General features: G+C 30.5%; 16 protein-coding genes and 1 other annotated feature. Of the genes, 3 read left to right on the top strand and 13 right to left on the bottom strand.

From position 1 onward, the window contains the following. Positions 1–169: 169 nt before the first annotated feature. The gene (locus tag OCU55_RS19585) at positions 170–1210 is read right to left on the bottom strand and encodes a nucleoid-associated protein (RefSeq protein ID WP_261853981.1); all 1041 of its coding nucleotides are present in this window, start codon (positions 1208–1210) and stop codon (positions 170–172) included. Positions 1211–1226: 16 nt separating this feature from the next. Next, positions 1227–1724, bottom strand: coding sequence for a DUF6106 family protein (locus tag OCU55_RS19580; RefSeq protein ID WP_261853980.1), 498 nt, complete (start codon positions 1722–1724; stop codon positions 1227–1229). Positions 1725–2567: 843 nt separating this feature from the next. On the opposite strand from OCU55_RS19580, the gene OCU55_RS19575 reads away from it, so the two are divergent. Next, positions 2568–3128: a class IV adenylate cyclase gene (locus tag OCU55_RS19575; RefSeq protein WP_261853979.1), complete on the top strand. Its 561-nt coding sequence runs from the start codon at positions 2568–2570 to the stop codon at positions 3126–3128. A gap of 530 nt (positions 3129–3658) precedes the next feature. Here the strand turns inward: OCU55_RS19575 and OCU55_RS19570 are convergent. From OCU55_RS19570 to OCU55_RS19530, 9 genes are all read right to left on the bottom strand, one after another. Further along, on the bottom strand, positions 3659–4204 hold the full coding sequence (locus OCU55_RS19570) for an NADH peroxidase (protein WP_261853978.1): 546 nt from the start codon (positions 4202–4204) through the stop codon (positions 3659–3661). A gap of 805 nt (positions 4205–5009) precedes the next feature. Further along, on the bottom strand, positions 5010–6551 hold the full coding sequence (locus OCU55_RS19565) for a response regulator transcription factor (RefSeq protein ID WP_261853977.1): 1542 nt from the start codon (positions 6549–6551) through the stop codon (positions 5010–5012). A 14-nt stretch (positions 6552–6565) separates the two neighbouring features. Then, a complete protein-coding gene (locus OCU55_RS19560) occupies positions 6566–8374 on the bottom strand; it encodes a cache domain-containing sensor histidine kinase (RefSeq protein WP_261853976.1) in 1809 nt (602 codons plus the stop codon). A gap of 206 nt (positions 8375–8580) precedes the next feature. Then, positions 8581–10218, bottom strand: a complete 1638-nt coding sequence (locus OCU55_RS19555) for a type 2 periplasmic-binding domain-containing protein (RefSeq protein ID WP_261853975.1) — start codon at positions 10216–10218, stop codon at positions 8581–8583. Positions 10219–10312: 94 nt separating this feature from the next. After that, entirely contained in the window at positions 10313–11209 is an 897-nt protein-coding gene (locus OCU55_RS19550) for a carbohydrate ABC transporter permease (protein WP_261853974.1), read from the bottom strand. Positions 11210–11221: 12 nt separating this feature from the next. Next, positions 11222–12196 carry an ABC transporter permease gene (locus OCU55_RS19545; RefSeq protein WP_261853973.1) on the bottom strand — a complete coding sequence of 325 codons (975 nt, stop codon included), beginning with the start codon at positions 12194–12196 and terminating at the stop codon, positions 11222–11224. A 481-nt stretch (positions 12197–12677) separates the two neighbouring features. Beyond that, positions 12678–14159 carry an ArnT family glycosyltransferase gene (locus OCU55_RS19540; RefSeq protein WP_261853972.1) on the bottom strand — a complete coding sequence of 494 codons (1482 nt, stop codon included), beginning with the start codon at positions 14157–14159 and terminating at the stop codon, positions 12678–12680. A gap of 405 nt (positions 14160–14564) precedes the next feature. Then, positions 14565–15605: an LCP family protein gene (locus tag OCU55_RS19535; protein WP_261853971.1), complete on the bottom strand. Its 1041-nt coding sequence runs from the start codon at positions 15603–15605 to the stop codon at positions 14565–14567. A 585-nt stretch (positions 15606–16190) separates the two neighbouring features. Further along, positions 16191–17921, bottom strand: a complete 1731-nt coding sequence (locus tag OCU55_RS19530) for a methyl-accepting chemotaxis protein (protein ID WP_261853970.1) — start codon at positions 17919–17921, stop codon at positions 16191–16193. Between the two features lie 683 nt (positions 17922–18604). Beyond that, positions 18605–18821: a binding site (T-box leader), on the top strand. 299 nt (positions 18822–19120) lie between these two features. On the opposite strand from OCU55_RS19530, the gene leuS reads away from it, so the two are divergent. Next, on the top strand, positions 19121–21571 hold the full coding sequence (leuS, locus tag OCU55_RS19525; RefSeq protein WP_261853969.1) for a leucine--tRNA ligase: 2451 nt from the start codon (positions 19121–19123) through the stop codon (positions 21569–21571). A 245-nt stretch (positions 21572–21816) separates the two neighbouring features. Here leuS and OCU55_RS19520 read toward each other — a convergent pair whose 3' ends face one another. Both OCU55_RS19520 and OCU55_RS19515 read right to left on the bottom strand, forming a co-directional pair. After that, a complete protein-coding gene (locus OCU55_RS19520) occupies positions 21817–23259 on the bottom strand; it encodes a sensor histidine kinase (RefSeq protein ID WP_261853968.1) in 1443 nt (480 codons plus the stop codon). Positions 23260–23796: 537 nt separating this feature from the next. Further along, a complete protein-coding gene (locus OCU55_RS19515; RefSeq protein WP_261853967.1) occupies positions 23797–24540 on the bottom strand; it encodes a hypothetical protein in 744 nt (247 codons plus the stop codon). Positions 24541–24696: 156 nt separating this feature from the next. Between OCU55_RS19515 and OCU55_RS19510 the strand changes: the two genes are divergently transcribed. Beyond that, positions 24697–25023, top strand: a complete 327-nt coding sequence (locus OCU55_RS19510; RefSeq protein WP_261853966.1) for a HesB-like protein — start codon at positions 24697–24699, stop codon at positions 25021–25023. Positions 25024–25094 lie beyond the last annotated feature (71 nt).

The raw sequence follows: 25094 nt of genomic DNA, 5'->3' as shown, positions 1-25094 counted from the left end.
AGTCAAATAAGTTTTATTTTTTACCATATAACCTAAAAAGCTATTGAAATCAGTTAAAATTACTAGGTTTAGTTAACATAAAAATTATATACTTTCTTATACAACAAAAAAAGACTGCAGTCTCCCACAGTCTTTCCTCATTAACTTATATGTAATTTCAGGCATAAGTTTACTTTTCTATATAGTTTTTAACATGCTTCACCACAAGGTTTATGCTTCCGTCACCATTTCTTTGTATTTCAAATCTTTGAGGATCATTATATGCTTCTTCAGTCAAATATAAGTCTATATCCTTATCAATTTTAAGTCTTACCCTTTTAAGCTTTTTCTCTACCCATTGCTTATCTACTGCTATTTCTTCTTCTAAACCTTGCGCAGATACAAATTGATCGAAACTTTCCTTAGCTTGAGGCTCTTCTTTGAAAAGCTCATGAGATAGTTCTTGCACATTTATTGTATCTTCTTCTTTTAGCTTGCTTTTAATGGTACTTCTTATCTTTTCGGCTTTATCTGCATCTTCATACATGTTATTTCTAGTCCATGCTTCTGTAGCCTTTACAAAGGTTTTAGTCATATCTCTCTCATTAGTTACAATCGAGCAGCCTAGATAATTATTTATAAAGTAATTTGCTCCGTATTCTTCTTCTTCTTTTGACTTCTTTTGCTTATCTATAACCATTAGATTAATTGTATGCTCTTCTCTTAATGGTTTTATAAATGCACACTTTTGAAGCCTTGAGCTGCTTGCAGGAAGTCCTGAAGCCTGTTCTATTATATCAATTCCAATCTTATCTTCAATAAAATCTATCTTATGAGTAAAATTTCTTACATAATCCATCTTCATAATTGCAAGCATTGGTCCCTGATCAGTTGAAATAGACACAACTATAAGATCACAGGATGGAATGTTCACGTTGCCTTTCATTACGGCAAACATTTGTCTTGCAAGTTCCTTAGAAACAGACACAATATCTGAGTTAATTCCATCTAGATAGTCTTGAGAAACTTCTTTTACTATATTTCTTTCAGGATTAAATACAGCATATTTAAGTTCTTCATCCTTAAAGGCTCTTTCAATATGCCTGTATAAAAATTTGTATATATCTTCGTTTAGTTCTAACCTATACTCATTTAATATAGGTTCATCTCCATTTGTATCCAATATATGAATTACAGCTTCTACGATACTTATGTCGTTTACGTATTCCATCTACTCACCTCTGGTACTAATTTTTCTTTACCACCTTCGGATTGAATAAAAAGCAAATATTCACAAATTCTTGATTAGGAACAAAAATTAGTTGAGCCTTATCATTTCCCTCTGTAACTACAGCTACATAAGCTCTATCTTTATTTCCTTCCGGTATTGCAGTTATTATCTTCGAAGGCTTGTTACTTAACGCCTTATACTCATCACTTTCATAAGGTGCTAAAAGTGAAACTTCCTTCATGTTAAAGGACATTTTCTTCTTTCTTGTTGTTGTTTCATATATAACATCTACATCAACTTCTCCGTTAGTTATTACATACTCAAACTCAAGATAAAAGAATCGTTTCACATAAAAAAGTATACCTGCAATCACGACAAGTAGCAACCCTAATATAAAGTTTCCGGTAAGTAAACAAAGTACTGCAAGTACACCTACTATGTACATAAGTATTTTTACTGCCTTATATTTTCCTGGATTTTGTGCTCTGACTAATTGTTCCTTAAATTGGTCCATATGACTTCCCCCTAACCATTTTTTCTCCATTATAGAATAACCTTAATAATATCATTATAGCATAAAATGTAATCCTTTCCGTAAGGATTTTCATTTTAGTTACTTTGACTAAAATAAGTTTAACTTCTTATATGTTTCATACAATTCCATAAGAAAAAATCGCTGAAGCGACTTTCTTCAGTAATTTTTTTGCGCATCTGCCTTTTCTGAACGTAGTGAAGAAATTCTGGCAGGCGACAAATTCCTGTTTTTTATTCTATAAATCACATTATATTTTAAGTAGTTATTCATATTTGTCCACAGATATAATTGAGTTATAGATTCCAAAGAATAAAAAATATCTTTATACTCAAACCTAATTAATTTAAATGTTGAAGTTTATAGGTACTTTGATAAACTATAGATGTACCACTTCGAACCGCAATCTATTTTTAAAACTCTCACGGCTTCTGGTGAGAGAATTTAAAAATAATGGTGCTATTAAAGCACCGTGTTGAAATTGATTGGTTAATCATCCGACGCTCTTTAGATGAACAACTCTATAATTGAATTTATATTTTTAGGAGTAGAGTTGTTCATCCTTAATGAGCTTACGCAGAGAATTAATATGATTTTGTCATATTCCATGGCTAAAACTGTAAACTCACTACGTTCGAACAGTACAGTTTTTTAACGCCATTCCATCTGAAAAAATCATTTAATTCTAGTTGCTCGCTCATATAGCGTCTCCTGTATAACCAATCAATTTCAACAATATTCTTAAACATAGCCAAAATAATAAGTTTTATTACGAAGTGGTACATCCATATAGATATTATTAAAATAAAAAACCTGGAGGAAACTATGCAAGAATTAGAAACAAGAATTTTAGATATCGATGTAGAGGAAATAAAAGAGAAAATAACCAATCTTGGAGGATATAAAGTTAAAGATGAAGATCAAGTAAATAAAATCTTTGATTTTCCAGATAGAAGACTTTTATCAGCTAAAGGATACGCTAGAGTTAGAACTATTGACGACAAAATTAATAATAAAATAGTTTATTTCATGACCACTAAAAAGATGCTATCTCAAGAAAAATATAAGGTAATGGAAGAAAACGAGATAATAGTAGATGACGGTGATACTGCTGAAAAGCTATTTAATTCTCTAGGACTTACTTTAGTTGAAACTATAAAAAAATCTAGAGAAAGCTATAAATATAAAAACACCTTAGTTGAAATAGATATCAACGACAAAAACTTCTGCCCTTTCCCTTACATAGAGATAGAAACAGCTCACGAAGATGAACTTAAAGAAGTTGTAGAAGCTCTAGGCTACACAATGGCAGACACTACCTCAAAGACAATCTACGAGATCCTAGAAGAAAGAGGCCTTGCCAAAGGAGATCAGAAAGGACTTTAATAAATCTACTTTACATACAATTTATATAACTTTCAGTTGTATTCAATGTTATATATTAAATTTAGATGCCACTACAGGAGATACATATGAGCAAGCAGTTATAATTAAATGATTTCTGGAGATTTAATAGCGTTAAGAAACCTTATTGTCCGAACGTAGTGAGTTATAAAGTTTTAGTCATTTCATTGGAGTAAATCATATTAATTCTATGCGAAGCTCATTGAAATATCGGATGTAACACTACATAATCTTTAGTCATATATGCTGTTATGTATTAAATTTAGATATTACTACAGGAGATGCTATATGATCGAACAGCTAGAATTAAATGTTTTTTGGAAATTCAATAGCGTTAAGAAACTTTATTGTCCGAACATAGTGAGTTATAAAGTTTTAGCTATTTAATCGGAAAAAATCATATTAATTCTTTGTGAAGATCATTGAAGCATTGGATGTAGTGATATCTAAATTCTAGTAACAGCAAAAAACTAAAAAGGACAGGCGAGCGCCTGTCCTTTGATATGTCATAATTAGTTATTGAAATATCTTTCTAATAAACCCTTGAAAGCTTTTCCATGTCTAGCTTCATCTTTACACATTTCATGTACTGTATCATGGATTGCATCATAGTTTAATTGCTTAGCTAATGTAGCTAATTCTTTCTTACCAGCAGTTGCTCCGTATTCAGCCTCTACTCTAGCTTGAAGATTCTTCTTAGTATCAGCAACTACAACTTCTCCTAATAATTCAGCAAACTTTGCAGCATGTTCTGCTTCTTCAAAAGCTATTCTCTTGTATGCTTCAGCAACTTCTGGGAAACCTTCTCTATCAGCTTGTCTGCTCATAGCAAGATACATTCCTACTTCTGTGCATTCTCCAGTGAAGTTAGCTCTTAAGCCTTCTAATACTCTTTCATCAACGCCTTGAGCAACTCCGATTCTGTGCTCATCAGCCCATACTAGTTCTCCGCTTTGTTCATTAAATTTTGCAGCTGGTGCTCCACATACTGGGCATTTCTCTGGAGCAGCATCTCCCTCATAAACATATCCACATATTGTACATATAAACTTCTTCATTTCTAAATCCTCCTCTTAAATCATATATATTAATTTCATTTGATAACTGGTTAATCTGTTTACAATTCATATTATATAATAGTTATTATTAATTGTAAAGACTTTTTTTAGAAAATTTTTCATTAAATAATACTTCTACCCATTATAATCAACAAAAATACCGAGGATATTTCTCTACACCCCGGTATTTTTAATACTTTCATCATTATATATATTTTCTTTTCTGCTTGAATATTCATGATACTTATTATCAATTGATAGTAATTCTATTATTAGGTAATAATAGAATTACTATTTTTATTATAATTTTTAGTAAATCCATCTATGATGCTATCATTAAAGTAATTAAGCTTGTTCTATATTTAATACTGTTTATAATCTAGTTTCCTACATATATAAAATCCTTCACAACTCTCATTCATCAAAAATATAACCATCTAATTTTAGTTTTCCTCTTAAAATGCTAATTAGTATTATTTTAATATTACTTTTGAATTTTAGGTGTTACTAACGGAGATGCTATATGAGCAAGCAACTAGAATTAAATGACTTATGAAGATAAGATAGCGTTAATCAACTGTATTGTCCGAACGTAGTGAGTTATACAGTTTTAGCAAAGAAGAATCCCTTCATTAATTAAACTATTTTCAAAACTCTGCTGGGTTCTGAGCAGAGGATTTGAAAATATAAGTTTAATATGAAGGGATTCTTCTATCTTATTGTAATAAGTCATATTAATTCTCTGCGAAGCTCATTCAAGCATTGGAGATAGTGACACCTAAATTTCAGCACACATCAAAAAATATTAATTAATAAACTGCTTTTCTTTGAATTCTTGTGGCGTTATTCCAGTGACACTCTTAAAAGCCTTCGTAAACTGCTTTGAATCAGAATATCCTACAGCCTCAGCAACCTCATAGACTTTAAGTTCCTGCTCTTTTAAGAGTTCTTGAGCTTTTTTCACTCTTATATTTCTTAAATAATTTATAAAGTTCTCTCCAGTATGCTCTTTAAATACCTGTGAGAAGTAACTGTAGTTAACAGATACTACATTTGATACCACAGTCAGTGATAAATTTTTAGAATAGTTATCATTTATATATTCAATAGCTTTTCCTATAAAGCTCTTATCGCACAAGGCTCTTCTCATCTCAAAAAGCAACTCATCAACATAAAGCACTAATTCTTTAAGCTCGTAATAAAACTCTCTATAGTTACTAAAGTTTAAAATATTACTTATAAATTCAAGCTTATGCTTCAACTCTAAGTTACTAGACATTTGCTGATCTAAATAACTTTTCATGTTTTTCATCAACTTTTCATTAGATCTCTCAAGATATACAATACCATGCTCTCTAACCACTTCTTCAGCATAGATTAACTGCAGGAATTCAATTATCTTATCACGCCTTTTAGTTCCAATTAAATTAATAAGCTTTTCAACGATCTCATTTTGAACAATAGTTTTACTCTTTTCTAATACATAGTCATAAGTTGTAAGACGTCTATTTTCCTTGTATATTAGATTACTCTTTAAAGCAAGTATGGCATTATTATATCCTAATCTAAATTGATTAAAATCAATTAAATTATTACTTACTCCACAGCAGTATCCGTATTTTTTATTTTCATTAATCCAATTTTTTATATCAGCTATTGCATTAATGTCACTATAGATTATATTCAAGTTTCCTTGATTATCAACAAAGGCAGAAACCTTTTCTTCCTGCCGTATAATTGCTTTTAACAGCTCATCATACTTTTCATTTCTTTCTGTTTCAGGAATCATCATTAAATCTTTTTTAAACAGAACAGCTAAATAATAAGAACTTTCGTCAATTCCCTGACAAAGCTTTGCTAATTCCTCTTTTACTGAGTCGTCGTTAAGTCTTTCATTTAATAGTATTATATTGAACCTATTACTAACTTCATTTATTAGCTCAATACTCTCCTTATTGCTATTTTCCATAGCTAGATCGTATTCTTTTTCTATTTTTTCAATACACTCATATAATTCATTCTTTTTTATAGGCTTTAATAAATAATCCTTCGCACCGTATCTTAATGCTTCTACAGCATAATTAAAATCATCATAACCACTAAGAATCAATGTTGGAATTTTTATTTCTTCGTTATTTAATTTCTTCAAAAATTCTAGTCCGTCACAATCAGGCATTCTTATATCAGTAATTACAAAAAATATTTCGTCATTCTTTACTTTATCCAATGCATCAATTCCATTTGAACATAAAATGGTTTCATATTTATCTTCATATCTTCTTTTAATTATGGATTCAAGTCCATTTCGTATAAACTTTTCATCATCAACTATCAAAACCTTTTTCAAATAGCCTCTCCACCTTACCTTGGTAATTTTAGTATTATCTTAGTAAAATAACCTCTTTTACTGACAATATCGATGCCATAATACTCTCCATAATAAATCTTTATTCTTTCATATACATTTTTCATTCCAAGTCCATGCTTTGTGTTTTGTTCATTGCTATTTAAAAACTCTTTCAATTCTATAAGAATATCTTCATCTATTCCACAGCCATTATCTGTAATAGTTATATAGGTGAACTCTTGATCCTCTTTACCATCAACAACTATTGTACCATCCTCTTTTACAAGCTTCTTACTCAATCCGTGTTTTACTGCATTTTCAACTAATGGTTGAAGAGATAACTTAAGTACCTCCTTGTCCATTAACTTTTCATCAATATTTATTTTTAAATTTATGTTATGCTCAAATCTTATTGCCATCAATGCTATATAATTTTTGATATGGTTTATCTCCTCAAATAAAGGAACATAATCTCTATCCCACTTCATATTATATCTCATCATTTCACCAAGACTTGCCAAAGAATCTGATACAGTATAGTTCTCTTCTATCTCTGCCATCATTCTTATGTTTTCTAATGTATTATATAAAAAATGAGCATCTAACTGATTTTTTAAGGCTTTTAATTCTGCTTCTTTAGTTACAGTTTTTTTATCTATACTATCTTTTATAAGTACATTTATTTTGTTTACTAGCTGTCTAAAATGATGGGCTAAAAGACCAATTTCATCATTGCTATAAACAGGTATTTCTACATTTAAATCTCCGCCACGAACTTTCTTTAAGGATTTTATAATTATATATAATCTCCTAAGTATTATGTTTGTTATGTAGTATATTATTAAAGAAAGCATTACTATGAGAAAAATAGTTCCAATTACAAATAGATTTCTAGTATACTTTATGCTGCTATTTACCTTACCGATATCTATCACGTTCACCAGATAGCAGTCTTCTATAGGAGCTGCCTTGTAAACCACCGTATATTCAGTAAACCCATCTTTATATGAAAATCTGCCATCATTGCCTTGAATTTTATCTTGAAATGCATTAAAGAACTTTGTCTTATTAAACTTGGCATTTTGCTCAAAAGCATTGTCTTTGTTTCCATACATTTTTCCATTCTTATTTACCAAAAGCATTTCATTGCTATCATCATTTGGATTCTCGTACATCTTTGGGAAGAAATTTTTCGAAGCCATATTTATTCTTACTACCCCGATATGTTTATCCTCTGGATACCTTAACTCTCTATTAAGCGAAACTATTTGATTAGGTTCCCCCTCGTTAGTTACTACGGCTTTATTAATATCCCTATCAAAATGATTAATGTCCCAATAAACCTTTGTATTATTTTCAAGTGTCTTTTGAAACCACAGATTGTCCTTTATTCTGTTTTCTCTATAAATTAAAGGCCAGATTTCATTCACCTTTTCATTGTCAGTAAAAATATTTATTCCTTCAATCATGGCATTGTTATACTGTAGACTTACAATATCCTTATAAGTTGTATTGTTGAACTTTACCAACTCTTCAGTGCTGTACTCTTCTGTTCCACCTATAAATGCTAACATCTCTTTATTATTTATTACAATTTGTATGATGTTGCCCATTATGCTCATATTTCTATAAATATTTTGATACTCGGCATCTAGTTTATAATCACTTTGCTTTAGTGCATCTTCACGGTTTCTATTCTGAATTGTTCCATAAGATATTGATACAACTGCTAATATAGGTATAGCAATTACACTTATGTAAGAAATTAAGAACTTTTTTACAAGGGTAGTATTATTAAATTTGGCAATAAGCTTTCTTAGCATTCTCTCCCCCCATTTAAAGGTTTTCATTTTTGTCAAAAAATATATGCAATCACTAATTATACGCTTTATTCTAGATACTTTTCTTGGAGAGTTTAAAAATTCATTCACCTTATTATACCATATTTCTTTCAATATTAGAATTTATTTCAAATTAAATTATGGTGCTGCCTTGAACCATTGTTCAAGACAACACCTTATTATAATTACTATTTAACGCCTAATTTAGTCTTATTAGATTCGTATTGTTTTTGTTTGTAAGCCATAACTTTATCGAATCCAGCTTCATCTCTCTTCTTCTTGAATTCAGTAAATATGCTATCGAATTCAGCGTCTGACTTAGCCATTAATAACTTAGGAAGTGTAGCTCCGAAAAGTTGTTCTATCTTAGTATTTGCTATCCCCTCTGTATTATCTCCAGTTGGTTTAGTGTTATCAAATACTGCATAGCTTACAGTCTTTCCTTTTGTCCAATCTTCCATAGCCTTTATTGGTGCTGATGATGGAGGAGCCCACTTAAGTTGTAGGTTAGTATCCATTAACATCCAGTAAGTGAATGATGCACCGTATTTCTTATCGAATGCAGCTCTATCTGTGTTTAATAAGTCAAGAACTTCTGGTTTGAATTGTTCTTTTCCGTCTATTGTATCGTAAGTTACGCCTTTTTCACCTAGGAATAAGTCTTTATTACCTTCTTCACTGATTAAGTAACTTATGAATCTTATAGCTCTCTTTGGATCTTTACAAGCCTTTGATACAAGTGTTACTGTCCAACCACCTAAACTGTCTCCTGAAAGCTTTGATTGTTCTTTCTTAGAGTTCTTAGGTCCATCTACAGCTATATATATTGAATTAGGATCTTTTTTGTATAATGCTAATTGTTGTGTAGCCATATCTGATCTCTGATATAACATAGCAAAATATCTGCCTTGAGCAATTTTTTCTTCCATTTGTGATCTCTTATCAACAAATATGTCTTTTGCTAAAAGTCCCATTTCGTTAGCTTTTCTGAAAGTCTTTAACCAGCTTACATATTCTGGGTCAGTTTGTCTATCATAGAACTTTCCATCCTTATCCATTGGAATAGATAAGAAGTTTTGTAAATAAGCTTCGAAAGAATAGTTTCCTGTGTCTCCAAATTCATGGAAGCCTATTGGGATCAACGGTTGACCATTTACAGTACCAAACTTTTCTTTAGCAGCCTTTAAAGCATTTAAGAATCCTTCTTGAGTTGACATATCTGGCTTTCCTAAAGCTTCATACATGTCTTTTCTTACTAAGAAAGTTTGATTTGATGGTTTAAGATCCTTATATTTATCGAAATCTTTTAAAGATGATGATGCATTTGGATATTCATAAACGTGACCGTCTTCTTGCTTATACCAGTCAAGTTTTTGTTGATCTGCAACCTTAGTAAAGTACAAATCATACTTTTGAGCTAATTCATCTAATGGAGATACTAATCCACCTTGAATCATAGTCTTAATTGCAGCATCGTTACAATCTAAAGTTAAAATATCTGGAAGCTTACCTGATGCAATCATAGTATTTACTTTTTCAGCTTCATTACCAGCTGGTGATATTAGATTAAGAGTAACACCAGTTTTCTTAGTTACATACTTAGAAATAGCATCGTCTTGCCACTTCTTAGTGAACCATGAATAGTTAACATACCAATCAAGAGTTATAGGTGAAGTATCTTCCTTCCAACCTGGTTGGTCTGCAGTTAAATTACTTGTTGTTTCTTGAGTCTTTTCTTTAGTAGTACCGCAGCCTGCAAAAAGTGCTACACTCATTACAGTTGCTAGACCTATAGTTAAAGCCTTACAAATTTTCTTCTTGACCATACTTAGTCCCCCCTAAGATAATTTTATTTATACTAACTTCTGATTAAAATTGTTTAGGATTTGAATAAGTTAACTTAATGTTAATCAGAAATTGTTAACCCTTTACTGAACCTAAAAGCATTCCTTTTACAAAGTACTTTTGAAGGAATGGATAAACACATACTATTGGGAATGTAGTTACAACCATAGTTGCAAGCTTTATAGTCTGCTGTGTAACTGTAGATGCTCCTACCGCACCAGGCATATTTGTATTTACTGCATTAGCACCAGTTTGAGCTACAATCTTATACAAATAAGTTTGTATAGGCTGTAAATCATTATTGTTTATATAGATCATACCTGTGAAGTAGTCATTCCATTGATACACTCCATGGAACAATGCTATTGTTGCAATTACTGGAAGTGATATAGGTATTACTACCCTAATAAATATCTTAAAGTCAGTAGCTCCATCTATCCTAGCTGCTTCCTCCAGCGAAGGCGGTATCTGACTAAAGAATGATTTGAATATTAACAAATCATAAAAACTAAATGCTGCTGGTATTATATAAACTAAAAAGTTATCTAACATTCCTAAATTTCTTATAAGTAAGTATAGAGGTATAAGACCACCACTAAAGAATAATGTTATTAGTCCTAAAGTTGTATATATATTTCTTCCAACTAGACTCTTCTTTGAAAGAGCATATGCTACCATCGCCGTAAAGAAAACATGTACTACAGTTCCTATTACAGTTTTTGCAACAGTTACTCCTAGGGCCTTTATAATCCCTGCATTACTAAATACTGCTTTGTAATTATCTAATGTAAACTTTCTTGGCCACCAATAAATTCCTCCAAGCATAGCATCTTGTCCTTCATTAAAAGAGTTAATTACGGTGTACCAAATTGGATATATAGTTATAAAACATATTATTAGCATGATTATTATGTTTATAGTATCAAATACTGCTTCGCCTTTAGTTCGGCGTTTTAAAAAATTTATCTTCATACCTTGCTCCTCCTAGAATAATGATGTATCATTCATCTTTTTGCTTACAAAATTAGCAGACCATAAAAGCATAAATGCTATTATTGATTTAAATAATCCTACTGCTGTTGCATAAGAGAATCTTGCTTGTTGTAAACCCATTCTATAAACATATACATCTAAAACATCACTAGCACTAGCATTTAACTGATTTTTCAAAACCATTATTTGGTCAAAATTAGTATTTAAAAGTCCAGATACTGCAAGAATAAATAGTAGTGCTATAGTAGGTTTTATGCAAGGTAAAGTTATACTTATCATTTTTCTAATTCTTCCAGCTCCATCAGTGGTTGCTGCTTCATACAGTTCGGGATCCACCCCAGCTATAGCTGCAAGGTATATTATAGCTGACCAGCCCAATTCCTTCCATAACTCTGATATTACTGATATCTGCCAAAAGTACTTTGGTTCCCCAAGGTAGGTAATCGGCTCTTTTATTATGTGTAGACTTGTTAATATTGTATTGAGTATTCCTACATCTGAAAGCCAGTTCATCATTATTCCACCTAATATTACCCATGATAAAAAGTGTGGAAGGTATGATATAGTTTGTACAAATTTTTTGAACTTTATAGATGTAAGCTCATTCAGCATCAATGCAAATATTATCGGTAATGGAAAACATACTATAAGTTTAAATATACTGATTCCTAGTGTGTTTTTCATTACATTCATGAAGTTGTCATCAGCTAAAAACTCTTTAAAGTATTGAAGTCCTACCCATGGTGCTTCTGATATAGGTTTAGTAATATTGTACTTCTTAAAAGCAATTACTACCCCGTACATTGGTATGTAGGAAAATATAATCATCCATATAACTCCAAGCCATGCCATGACTTGCAGTTGCTTTTGATTCTTAAACTTTAGTTTTAACTTCTCAAACTTTTCTTTGAATGGTACTTTGTTTTTTGATTTATTTATTACTACGGCTGTTCCTCGTTCCTGCATCCTTTCTCCCCCTCACTGCAACGTTTACAAGTATTATTTTACAATGGTTCGAACGTTTACATAAGTAATTGTTTTTTGTTTTTGGTGTCATTTTTTTGGTTTGTTTTTATAAGTTACTACAATTTGTAATGACTATTTTTTATTATACTAAGGTTTAGTTGTATACAAATAACTTATATTACGTTTTAAATCTGTTACGCATACTTATTTTGATACTCCACTTCTATTATTAGAAAACATCCAAATAATCTATTTAAATATTAATGGCATTTAACTTGATTTATATCTTTATTTGGAACCAATCTATCTCTAGATCTCATTGAATTATAATTTCTTAAAGAATAAAAAATAGTAACTTAAATTTAAAAGTTACTATTTTGAACATAGGTTCAACCATATTAATTATCCGGCCAACTAGTTAAATTATAACTAAAAATAGCATCTAATCTTTACATGAGATTGTGATAAGTTTTAGCTCTATTTACTGCTTAACTACAGATATTATATTACTATTAGAGTCTACTATTTTAAGATTATTTTCTTTAATTAACTTTAATGATGCATCATTATTATCTAAAAACAGAATACTGTCCTTGTCTGTTTTCAAGAATTCCTTTATGCCGCCATCCTTTGCTTTTCCATCTTTAAAAAGTTCTAAAGCAAACACATTTCTTTGGTTCCAATCCGTACCTTCAACTTGAGTAGGTCTATAAACATAAGAAGTATACTTGTCTAAAGATATCCTGCTATCTCTTAGGTAGTTTTCAAACACATCTGCCGGTTCAGTCCTAATATAATTTAAGAACTTATATTCATATAATCCTCCTGCAGCTACAATAACTAAGCATAATATAACAGGATATACACTTCTTCTAAAGCTTTTAATACTATACTCAGCCATCCATCCTATTAGCAGTGCTAATGGTGGATATACAGGGAATATATACCACGCTAATTTTGTCTTGGCAATTGAAAATAAAACCAACGGCAGCACTACCCATATTATTAATCCTATAAACTCATTAAAGTTGTCCTTAATAGCATATCTTATATTTTGGGATACTATTAGTATAAACAGAAGTAATATAAAAACAGCAATATACCATCTATAATACACAACTAAATCTACAATATAATCATACCAAGGACCTGTATGCCCCTCTATTGATGAATTAGTTCTAGAAAGCAAATCATATCTTATCATAGCATCAATAAATTTAAACCCATCATATCTTACTCTTATAAGCGCCCATACAAGAATAGGAGCAAAGCTACATCCAATAAATACAAGCCATTGTCTCCAATTAAATTTTAAAATGAGTTTTGTAATTATTAGATATAATCCAACAATACCTACGATAGCCATAGTGTGCCAACTCTTAGCTAAAAATGCCAGCGAGAAGGATAGTCCAGTTATATATATGTAACTCTTCTTATAATATGAATTTATTGCTGCCATAATTGAAATGGTAAATAGCAGAACATACATTGAATCTGCATCACCACTTCTTGCTCCATGAAACTGTAAAAAGTGTATTGAAGTGGCCATAACCATAACTGATACTAGTGATGCAATTCTTCCAAATCTCTTGTACGAAAAGACTGCTACAATAATTATAGTTAAAAAAGCACTCAGAACTGATATTGCTCTAAAACCTATTAGATTGTACCCAAATATCTTAAAACCTAAGATTATTCCCCAATAGCTTAGTGGTGGTTTTAAGTTGTAGTAGTCATTTTCATAATTAAAAGTATTTACTATATAATTATTATTTTTAAGCATTTCATAAGCATTTACTCCGTGTCTAGCCTCATCCCAATCTTTTATAGGAGCCACTCCAAGTCTATATGTTAAGCTAAAAACAGTTATAGCCAAAATTATCAGTAACAGAGCATAATAATACTTATATAAAATTTGCTTTAGCTTATTCCCCTTAATAGGAAGGTTATCTCTGTTGTTCATATCATTTTCCTCCAAAACTATCCGTTCAAATATATACATATATAATATAGTATATAATCAGTGCTTCTTACAATGATTAACTTTCCTATACAGTAAAAAAGTCGTTGAAGCAACCTTGTTAAGAGATCTTTTTTAAAATATCTGCCTTTCCGAATACATAATAGGAAAGTCAGGCAGGCGAATATGTTTCATTTTTTTACTGTATAGTCATAAAACACTTCTAAAACCATTGAGATATCTAGGTTTAGATACTTTTCCTATGCAATAAAAAGAGCATCCACTGTTGTGTATGCTCTTTTAAAACCATTGTCCAAACCTTAACTTGTAAAACCTCACACATATTTTCGATTATAAATCACATCCTAAATGATGTAAATAAAATCGAAGCTACTTTATACCCTAAGTCTACTTTATTGAATCCTCATTGTAATCTTCTTCATATATAAACTTATGAAGCGCTTCAAGGTTTTCCTTTTTGTCCCATCCTAAGAAATATGTATCTCTAACATAGATTGTACTGTTATGTCCATCTATAGGAATTCTTAATTGATCCACTTTATTTATCTTCTTTAAAAGCACATCTTTAGATAAACTTATTATTTCTGATCTATCCATACTAGTAGTAACATTTGGCATCATTTCACCAATCGCATTATTTAGCTGCAATAAGTTCATATTAGATATCTTTTCAAAAACTTTTGTTAAAACAGTTCTTTGTCTTTCTGTTCTTTGAAAGTCACTTCTACCTACATACCTTATTCTTGCATAACCAACTGCCTGCTTCCCATTTAGAAGCTGCAACCCAGGTTTTTTAACTAAAGTAGGAGTTACTTTCTCTATCTTAGCAACTTCACTTATATAGCCATTTAAATACGGAACCTCTTCTGAAGTAACATTTATCTCTACTCCACCAACTTGATCTATTATCTTTTCAAGCCCAAAAAAGTCTACTTCAACATAATCTTTTATATTCATTTTAAAGTTTTCATTAATAGTCTTTAGAGTAAGTGCTGCTCCACCATAAGCATATGTGTGATTTAATCTATCTTGATTTAATCCCTCCATAGGTCCATGTCCTGTAGTATCTACAATCATATCCCTCATTAGTGATGAGAGCTTTATCTTGTCATGTTTTTTATCTATAGTAGCAATCATCATTGAATCAGAACGCGAACTCACATCTGGGTCCCTTGCATCCACACCTATTAATAAAATATTTATATAATTATCCTGTAATTCTTTGTTTTTCTCTAAATAGGAATTATTATCAATTCCTATATTGGTAGGAAGCTTAGTCTTATGTATCTTTGAAAGTTGTGAGTTTAGCATGTAATATGGCACACCAACAACAAGTCCAATTATAATGATAACAACTGTCGCAACTATTAATACTCTCTTCTTTTTATTTATTGGTTTCTTTTCATTCTTTTTATAACGTTTCCCCATATTATAATTCTCCTCTTAACAGTAAAATGTCAATTTATTATATCATGCCAAATTAATAAATTCACCTCATAAAGGTTACAATTATTTCGGCATTATTTTTTATGCTACAATTGAGCATATGTTGCCCTTAAGTATAGTTTTAATACCCTCAAACTTCATTTCTAAAAGCTTCCTCTATGAAACTTATTTTACACTTATGTCCAAATCACATTCCTATAACTTTTAATATATATAAATTAATAAATTTTGCTAGTACCATTGTATAGCGAGTTTTTTTACTGTATCCCTAGAGTATTATAAAAACCAGCACTTACAAGGTTTAACCCTATGCCTTCATTTACAGAAAAAAAGATTGATGTAAGTACATCAATCTTTTTTGTCATTACTTCAATCATTAGACTATTTTCAAAACTCTGCTGGTTTCTTAGCAGAGAATTTGAAAATATAAAATCAATTATGAAATTGTACATCGGTGGAATTGTAGAAAATCATATTAATTCTTTGCGAAACTCATTAAAGTATCGGAGGAGTGACGCCTTAATTTCAACACACCACTAAACACAGTCCAAATTTATAAAGCTTTCATTAAACTCTAAATCCAGAGGTTATTTCTTTAAGCTTTTTAGACATTTCAAATAACTCATCTGTAGTTCTTTCTATTTCAGACATAGCACTAAGTTGTTCTTGTACACTAGCACTCATATTTTCAGTTCTTCCTGCTATTTCATTTGATGTTGAAGCTATGTTTCCGATAGCTTTTTCTATCTCCTTAGTACTTCTTGCTTGTTGTTCATTAGCATCATCAATTTGCTCAATCTGAGCTGCTATATTTTGAACACTATCTATTATGTTTTGTATAGTTTCTCTTACTTCGGAAGCCTTAGAAACTCCAAGAGCCACCTTATCTTCAACTTGACTTACTGATTGAACTGCAGTAGCAGATTTAATCTGATTCTCTTTAACCAATTCAGCAATTTCCTTAGCTGCATTGTTACTTTCGTCAGCAAGTTTCCTTATCTCATCAGATACTACGTTAAAGCCCTTTCCAGCTTCACCAGCTCTTGCTGCTTCAATAGCTGCATTTAAAGCTAAAAGATTTGTCTGCTCTGATATTGAAGTTATTATCTTTATAATGTCACCAATCTTCTTTGAGGAAACATCAAGATCATTGATTATTGATGAAACTTCTTTAGATGATTCAGCAATTTCGGTTATTGATTCTACTATTTCATTTACCTTTAATTCACCATTTTCAGCAGCTTCTTTTGCTCTTTTACTGTTGTTTGTTGTATTCTTACTTGCAACTGCAGTAGATTCAGAAAAACTTGCCGCTTCTATAAGACTAGCAGTTGTTTCTTCAGCAGCAGCAGCTCCATCTGAAGTTGAAGCTGATATCTCCATAACTGTTCTTGATATTTCCTCAAGACTTTCAGTAGAAGTAGAAGTTGATGCATTTAGTTGATCACTTGAGGAAGATATAGTATCTGCAGATACAGCAACCTCTTTAATTATTGTTTGTAACTTGTCCATAAATCTGTCGAAGTTCTTACTTAATTCTCCGACTTCATCATTACTGTTATAATTTATTCTTTGAGTTAAATCACCGTTGCTTTCGTTAATTTCCTTAAGCTTTGAAGTAACTCTTCTTACAGGTACTGTCACAGCTCTTATTATAATAAGTGATAATACAACTGAAACCAAAGCACAAACAGCTATTAATGCAAATAGAACCAATCTTGTAGTTGTATATGTAACCTTACTACTATCATATGTAGTTTTTGCTTCTTCTACATGTTTATCTATTATCTTATTGAAATCCTTTGTTAATGCATTCTTCATTGAATCAAAGTTTGATACTGCTGCTGGTGGACCCTGCTGTCCTGGTTGTCCTTGTATCCCCTGTGCTTTCTCATTAGCTCTTTGTTCAGCATTATTTATAAATGCATCTTTAGCTTGTAAAAAAGAGTTAAAGTCAGCAAGCAGTGTCTTAAATTCAGAGTCTGACTTATGTTTATCTAATGCTTTTGTTACTGATGCAACTTCTGTTGCTATAGCTGCTTTTGTATTAGCTATTGTACTTGTATCAGTTTCATCCATAAGTGTATTAGAATCGTATTTTATTGTATCTATTTCTGTTTTTATATTCTCTAATTCTACTATTGGTATAAGTCTCTCATCATTAAGCTCAATTATCTTTGAGTTCAGATCTGATAATCTAAGTATAGAAGCTCCTCCCATAAGCGCAATAAAGACTAAAAAACTAACTGTAAGTACACTCATCTTTTGCCATAATTTCATCCTGTTTAACAATTTCACCCTTGCCCACTCCCTTTAATGTTTTCTTGTATAGAGACATACTTTATCATAATGTTTGTACTCTTGTTCTCTTTTGCCGTAATATAGATGTAACAGCTTAGAAAACAATTTAAAATTATAAAAACACATCTTTAGTTTCTTTAACCTTCTAAACATACCTTTAGAATTCCAACTTCAATTATTAATTTATACATGCTAAAAGTCATAGGTGCATGATTTCCGAACAAGTATAAATTAGATTTTCCTAGAGGAATCATTTAGTAAAATCCCACAAAAATTATTGTAGAGATAAAGTATCTATAGTAATTTTCGTGTTGACTATACTATAACTTTATTAATAATTATACTATAAATCCTGTCAAATGTTATCAAATATTATCATAATTTAAAACTATAATTAATATTCTAATAATAAACTTATAGTGCCTTTCTTAGAAACATTATATATGCTGATAGTATCAAAATGAGGAGAGATATATCAGCATATATAAATTATATCTAAGTTTTAGTAACTAATATTTTGTTTTGCTTACATTTAGAATTATATAAAATAATTGTTGAATCAATATCAAGTAAATATGTGATTTTTATGTGATGCAAAGAATTTTAATTATAAATTTTATCATTTGCTATTGACTCTAACTTTTCGTATAATATATAATATCATGTAAATAAATATAGTAATTAAAGCTGTGAATTGGAATAGTAGTATTTTAGAATCTTCAGAGAGCTGTGGGATGGTGTGACACAGTGATTTAACAATATGAACTCGCCATGGAGCATACCTGAAGAAAATCAGGTACGGATTTTCCGTTATAAAATTAAGTGAGATCAATGAGTATTTTATTATTCACTGATCTAATAAGAGTGGTACCGCGGATTATGCCTTTCGTCTCTTTTCGAGACGAAGGGCTTTTTTTATTCTTTAGGAAATTATATCTCAATTATATTTGTAGATAATTATACGAACAGACTTAAGACATAGTATAAAGTTAAAGAATAAAAAAAAGAAGAATATGTCGCCTGTAAGATTCTTCACATACGCTTAAGAAAAGGCAGATGCGCAAAAAAATTACTAAATAAGATCGCATTAGCGAATTTTTTATTTTCTAAAAAGTTTTAATAATAGTATTTTATATAAAAGTTTACTAGGATATTTAATTATTAATATTTTAGTAAAACTCAAGGGAGGAAAAGTAATGGAAAAATACAGTACTGCCGTAGATAAAAAATGGCAAAAAAAATGGGAAGAAACTAAACTATATAAATTTGATAAAGAGAATTTAGATAAAAAGCTTTATGTTCTTGAAATGTTCTCATATCCATCAGGAAGTCAGCTTCATGCTGGTCACTGGTTTAACTATGGACCAGTTGATTCTTGGGCAAGATTTAAAAAGATGCAGGGCTACAATGTGTTTCAGCCAATGGGCTTTGACGCCTTCGGTCTTCCAGCAGAAAACTATGCTATAAAAACTGGAATCCACCCTAAGGATTCTACTTATAAAAATATTGAAACAATGGAACAGCAGCTTAAAGCAATGGGCGCTATGTTCAACTGGGATAACGAAGTTGTAACTTGTTCTCCAGACTATTATAAGTGGTCACAATGGTTATTCTTAAAGTTGTATGAAAAAGGTTTAGCTTATAGAAAGAAAGCTCCAGTAAACTGGTGTCCTTCTTGTAATACTGTTTTAGCAAATGAACAAGTAGTTGATGGCGCTTGCGAAAGATGCTCAACTGAAGTTACAAAAAAGGACTTAACTCAATGGTTCTTCAAGATAACTGATTATGCTGATGAATTGCTTGAAAAGCTTGACACTCTTGATTGGCCAGAAAAGACAGTATCTATGCAAAAACATTGGATAGGAAAGTCAACTGGTGCAGAGGTTACTTTCAAAGTGAAAGAATCAGATATTAAATTTGATGTATTCACAACTAGAGTTGATACTTTAAACGGAGTAACTTACGTTGTATTAGCACCTGAAAATCCATTAGTTGATGATATCACTAAGGCTGAATTCAAAAGTGCCGTAGAAGACTATAAAGAAGAAGCAAAAAAACAATCAGATATAGAAAGACAATCAATAACAAGAGAAAAAACTGGTGTATTCACTGGTTCTTATGCTATAAATCCTATAAACAACAGAGAAGTTCCAATTTGGGTAGCTGACTATGTACTTGCAACTTACGGTACAGGTGCAGTAATGGCAGTACCAGCACATGATGATAGAGATTATGCTTTTGCATCTAAGTATGAGCTTCCTATAGAAAGAGTTATAAAAGCTAAAAATGGTGGAAATGATGAACTTCCATATACTGAATATGGAATGCTTGTTAACAGTGGAGAATTTGACGGTTTAACTACTGAAGAGGCAAAGATTAAAGTTGTTGAAAAGTTGGCTGAAAGTAATCTTGGCGAACAAAAGGTAAATTTTAGACTTAGAGACTGGCTAGTATCAAGACAAAGATATTGGGGAACTCCTATTCCAATAGTTTATTGTGAAAAATGTGGAACTGTTCCAGTACCAGAAAAGGATCTTCCAGTAGAACTTCCTTATGATGTTAAGTTTACTCCAGACGGAAAATCACCACTTGCAAAGAGTGATGAGTTTATGAACACTACTTGCCCTTGCTGTGGTGGACCTGCAAAACGTGAAGCGGATACTCTTGATACCTTCATATGTTCTTCTTGGTATTATTTAAGATACCCAGATAACAAGAATACAGAAAAGCCTTTTGATACTGAAACAATAAATAAGATACTTCCTGTTGATAAATATGTAGGCGGACCAGAACATGCTTGTATGCACTTATTATACGCAAGATTTATAACAAAAGCATTAAGAGATATGGGCTACGTTAATTTTGATGAACCATTTAAATCGTTGACTCATCAAGGCTTAATCCTTGGACCAGATGGACTTAAGATGAGTAAATCAAAAGGAAACACAATATCTCCTGATGATTATATCTCAAAATATGGTGCTGACGTATTTAGAATGTACCTAATGTTTGGCTTTGCTTATACAGAAGGTGGAGCATGGAGCGATGACGGTATAAAATCAGTTCACAGATTTGTTGAAAGAATTGAAAGAATAATAGAGACTTCAAAAGAACTTATTGATTCCGGAAAAAATACTAAAGCTACAATTGATAAAGCTGAAAAAGAGCTTAACTTCTGGAGACATAATTCAATAAGAGCTGTTTCTGATGATACAGAAAAGATGCAATTTAATACTGCTATAGCAAGAATGATGGAGTTCATCAATGCTTTGTCTAAGTACACTCAAGAAAGTGAGATAAACCCTACTTTCCTAAAGGATGTATTAGATGATTATTTGAAACTTTTAGCACCATTTGCACCTCATTTTGTAGAAGAAAACTGGGCATCACTTGGCAATGACTTTTCTGTATTTAATGCTTCTTGGCCAACATTTGATCCTAAGGCTCTTGTAAAAGATGAAATAGAGATTGCTATACAAATAAATGGTAAGATAAAGTCAAAGATGGTTATACCTAGTGACTTTAATGACGAACAAATAAAAGTAGCTTCCTTAGAAGATGAAGCAATAAAGAATGCTACTGCTGATAAAACAGTTGTTAAAGTAATAGTTATAAAAGGACGTTTAGTTAATATAGTTGTAAAATAGAATTTTGACTTCAAAAAAGACCACGATTTTATTCGTGGTCTTTTTTATCTATTGAGTTCTTTATTAAGTTGTTCATTAATCTCCACAGTTTTAATTTGGTGTCATCATTAACTCTACTAAGATTGCAGTTATCATTTAAATAAAAAATTAAGATTTTACTACGGAGATACTATATTAATTCTTTGCCAAACTAATTAAAGTATTGGATGTAGTAAAATCTTAATTTTAATTTTAATTAATGCATACTAAAGCAAGTCAGAGAACTCTATATCTTTATTTTCACTATTTACTAGACTTTCAACTAAATTAACATCTAAATCATCTTTTTCTTTATCAGGTAAATATACTTTAAAAGTACTTCCCTCGTTGATTTTACTTTCTAGTAAGATCTTCCCACCATGCATGTCTACAAGTTCTTTCACTAAAGATAACCCAATACCACTTCCCTCATTTTCTCTTACGAGAGAACTAGTTCCTCTTACAAATCTATCGAATATTTTGGGTTGCATGTCTTCAGGAATTCCTTCACCATCATCTTTTACACTTATAACTACATATTGATCTTCTTTAGATAGAACTACTTCTATATGTCCCCCTGATTTTGTATACTTAAAGGCATTTGAAAGCAGATTTAGCATAATTCTCTCTAGCTTTTCACTATCAAAGGCTATCATATTTTCTTCAAAATCAGTATCAAATACCAATTCTATGTTTTTTTCATTAGCAGTATCAACTGTTGATAAAGTTAAAGATTCAATAAACTCCACTATGTCATAGTTACCCATTTTTAACTTCATGTAACCTGTATCAATAGCGCTTATATATATGAAGTTATTTACAAGCTTAATAAGTCTTCTTACATTCCCCTTCATACTGAGCAGATAATTTCTAACACTATCTTCATTATTTTTAATATCAGTATGTTCAATCAATTGTATACTACTATAAAGTATATTTATAGGTGTCCTTAACTCGTGTGATATATTTACTATAAACTCATTTTTAAGCTTATCTACTTCGTAAGCCTCTTCTAGCATAATCTTTTTACTCTCAACTTGATTCTTCAGATCCATTAACTTTAAATCCATATTCTTTCTTGACTCTTCTATAGTAATTGCTATAAGAAGTAAAGATAATATAAAACTTTGTACCAAATAAGCCACAAGATCCACCTTAAATCTTTGAAGATCTAAAAATAAACTCAATATGAAATAAATAATCTGGAATGATGAAAGAAATATAGCAACTATCCCAAAAGCTCTCCTGCTTATTGTATTTGTGTGCTTAATAAATTTCTTTCCTATATATATGTAAATGGACATTAAAAATACCTTATGTATAATAACGGAAACTATATTAAAATCATAAATAGCAACTAAATCCATAATCAGCACTATAAACATTGTAATAAGATATGATTTTTTTATCCTTTTCCCCATAAATTCTAATAGTGCTATGTATATTATGAAATGACAGATTAGAAAGAAAAATACAGATAAACCTTTTGCTATTGAACTATAGTAAACTTCTCTATATAAAGTTGCAACTGTAGTAAATATTCCTACAATATGACTTAATGATATATATCCAAAATATTTTTTAGGTTCTATTATATTGTAGATCATAAATATCGTTGAAAAAATCGCATATGAAACAATAACTATTATAAAATAATATAAACTCCCCATACTTCATCCTTTACTATGATAAAACATTAAAATTTTCATACTTACAGATTATAACACAATATTATATAGAATTACATAATTATACATAATATATAAAGTTTTATTTTAAATTCAAATATTTTGTAACCAATTTGTTGATTTAAATAAATATTTGCTTGTATTACCTCAATTAACCATTTATGAACCTACAATTCCGATGCAAACTATCCTTTATTCATGTATCATAAAGTATCCTTTATGCATGTATAAACGACTTTTTTATCACAACAACTCTTTATTATCGTATCTAGAACTAACTTCTTTAATTTTCTATCTATGTAAATAAAAAAAACTCTGAAGCTCCCTTTTTCTACGCATCTAACTTTCCGGATGTATATGAGAAAAATCTAGCAGTCGATATAATTTGTCTTTTTTTATTCTTTCGACTATATCTGCATTTGAGCCTTATACACATATTTAACAACAAACTTATCTTTACTATAATTTCCTAAAGAATAAAAAAAAATCGCAAAAGCGATTTTTCAATATCCAAAACCTTTATAGTACTTTTGTAAATTCATTTAATACACATTCTACTAAATTTTCATCTAATTGTTTAAAATATTGTATGTATTTCGAATCATTAAATCTCTCAAATAAATCTCTAGCCATTTCCATCCATAACTCTGGCACATATACCCAAGCTATTTCCTCCACCTTACAACTTAACAAAAAGTGCTCCATTCCCCAAAACAAATAATTTTCTATATTATGAAGTTCATTAAATTTAATAAAATGATTTACAACATCTTTTGAAAGTTCATAATTATAAATATCTACGTAGAAAAAATCAAAAGTTTCTCTCTGAGCTTCAAACGCATCACAATTTATTAATTTAACTTTCTCACTGATGCTAAAATTAGCTTCATAAAGACTGATTACATCCTTATCCTTTTCATAAACTACTATATCAGTTACTTCTTCCTTTTTTAATATTTCTTGAAGAAAGTATCCCATTCCAAGTCCAACTACTCCAACTTTTCCTTTTACTCTTTTAATAGCCTCAAAAGAACCTTGAACTTCTTTAGGCGAAAACTGCATATACTTTCTTTCACCATTAGTAAGCTCTAGTATTTGTAATTTATCGTTATTATATGAAAGTTCATTTTCTAAAAAAAGATAACCTTCTAATCTATTTAAATAATTCTCATTTATAATCAGATTATTAAACTTAGCATTTTTAAATTTATCGTAATATATCTTTAGTTTATCAATATAAAATTCCTCTTCAAACGGAATCATGCTGTCCCCTCAATTCTATATTTTATATTTATATTGTATCATTTTTTCCAACATATTCAAACATTATAATAAAGTAAAACACTTGCATTTAATAATTAATAGGTATATACTGAAAACAAGTTTTAAATACTATTTATTATCAAGTAGGTGATTTTTATGGAAAAAATAACAATAAGCACATCAGCTTATGAGGAATTCAAAGGGTTCTTAGATGAAAATGAGATCGACAACTATAACATCAGAATAAACCTTGCAGGTCACGGTTGTAGTGGTCCAGTCTTTAATATCTCTGTTGACGAATCACATGAAAATGATGTAGTTGAAAAAGTAAATGATATTACTTTCCTAGTAGAGCCTAATTTAGTTGATGAATTTGGTGGTTTTATCATTTTATCAACAGAAGAAAATGATGGCAGAGGCTTATCACTAAGACCTATAATTGAATCTGAAGATGGCTGTGGTTCTTGTGGTGGTTGCCACTAGTAACTATCTTTACCTTCGGTAATCATTTGAATAATTATCCTCAAAAAGGAAGAGACATAAATATCTCTTCC

It is taken from the genome of Clostridium folliculivorans, assembly GCF_024341905.1.
In the GTDB taxonomy this organism is placed as follows: domain Bacteria; phylum Bacillota; class Clostridia; order Clostridiales; family Clostridiaceae; genus Clostridium_AR; species Clostridium_AR folliculivorans.
This window is presented reverse-complemented; position numbering and strand designations above follow the sequence as displayed.